Raw genomic sequence first — 1527 nt, 5'->3', positions numbered from 1 at the left:
CTTCTTCTTTGCTTCTTGTGTAATCGACTCTACATTTGCTTCATTTGAACTCAGAATGTGAAGCTCCAAAAACTGTCGGTTCTTCGGGTTGAGCTTACACAATTCTGCGATCACATTTTGAAGGTCATCCCGGTCAAGGTCTTTGAGAAGTGATTTTAGGGAGGGTGATTTTGGCATCTGTTAAAACGTGAATTTTCTTTATTTGAAGATTTAATTTGTTTCACAACCGGTAGTAATAATCATCAATCCCAAATAATGTTGATCTATTACTTTAGAATTCGGCCTTTTACATAAAGCTGAAACAAGCATAACGGTGAGATATATCCATAGCGCTCCTACAGGAGCCGGACGTGCGTTTCCACTTGCTCACGCTTTTTTTATTCGGTTAAATGCTTCGTTTGTTAGTTAACCTCAAATATGCAGTAGTCCAGCGTTGAGTTTGAGAAATTTTTGATTAGATTACAAGATGTATGAAGGTTTCGGGCTTACCTAACATTACAGGCGTCATCAAGACCAACCTATATCTAATCAAACCAATATATTTTTCCAGAAAATGGCCTGATATGTCAGATTTTTAATTCCGCTCCCAATCAATGAGCTCAAATCCGTTTGCACGCCACTGATTGTGCCGATTAGTAATTCCTAAAGGGTCCCAATTGCCATCATCATCTTTTTCACCACAATATCTGTAATTTCGATTCAGGCGTTCATCTGTATCTGAACTTTCCCAAATACCAGCCCACCTCACTCCACTGTTCGTGTTATAGCGCTCAATATCTATCAATTTATAACCGTCAGATCTTCGCTGGTTGCGCAAATCACCAAAATCACTCTGGGTATAATTTCGGTTCAGAAGTCCATCTTCACCTTCAATCCACACACCAGCCCAGCGCAAATTACCGTTATGTGTAAAGGCTTCAATATCGATAAGTTTTAATCCATCCTCTGCCATCTCTTCTCGTTTATCTGCAAAGTCTTCGGTATTGTAGTACCGAAAAAGTGCATACGGACCTGAACCAGGTCGAAAAAGGCCGGCCCATCGTCGTTCTCCATTTACCATATATGTCTCTACATCTACCAAGCGATAGCCCAAGTCACTTTGTTCTTGCCACTTTTCGTTGAATTCATCTCTGGTAAAATTTCGCCACATAGCATTTCCACCGGTTCCTTTTCTAAAAATCCCGTCCCATCTCAATTCACCGTCTTCAGTATAAGCCTCAAAGTCATCTGTGTAGTACTGATGTTCTCGCAAATATGACCATTCGGCACCAAAATCTTCGGTCGACAAACCCTTACGAATAAGTACATCATCTCCGGTTTTGCGCCATACAGCACTATACCTGTGGCTACCGGACGCATCCGTGCACTCTTCTACAATTGCATCTTCACTCGAACTCCTTGAGACGCCCATGGCCTTGGCCACACGCGCGGCAAGTCGGTTCCGATCGGCATGTCGGCCATTTACGTATAAAAACACACCCAGACTATCTGAACGACCTGGATATAACTCCATCTTCGTTCTCAAAT

Annotated in this window: 1 protein-coding gene; it reads right to left on the bottom strand. The window is 42.0% G+C overall.

What is annotated here, in order from left to right; translation table 11 throughout:
• Positions 1-574 precede the first annotated feature (574 nt).
• On the bottom strand, positions 575-1527 hold a 953-nt coding region (locus ACESM0_RS13330), incomplete at its 5' end, for a hypothetical protein (protein WP_372906696.1).

Origin of the sequence: Rhodohalobacter sp. (genome assembly GCF_041686455.1) — a bacterium.
In the GTDB taxonomy this organism is placed as follows: domain Bacteria; phylum Bacteroidota; class Rhodothermia; order Balneolales; family Balneolaceae; genus Rhodohalobacter.
This window is presented reverse-complemented; position numbering and strand designations above follow the sequence as displayed.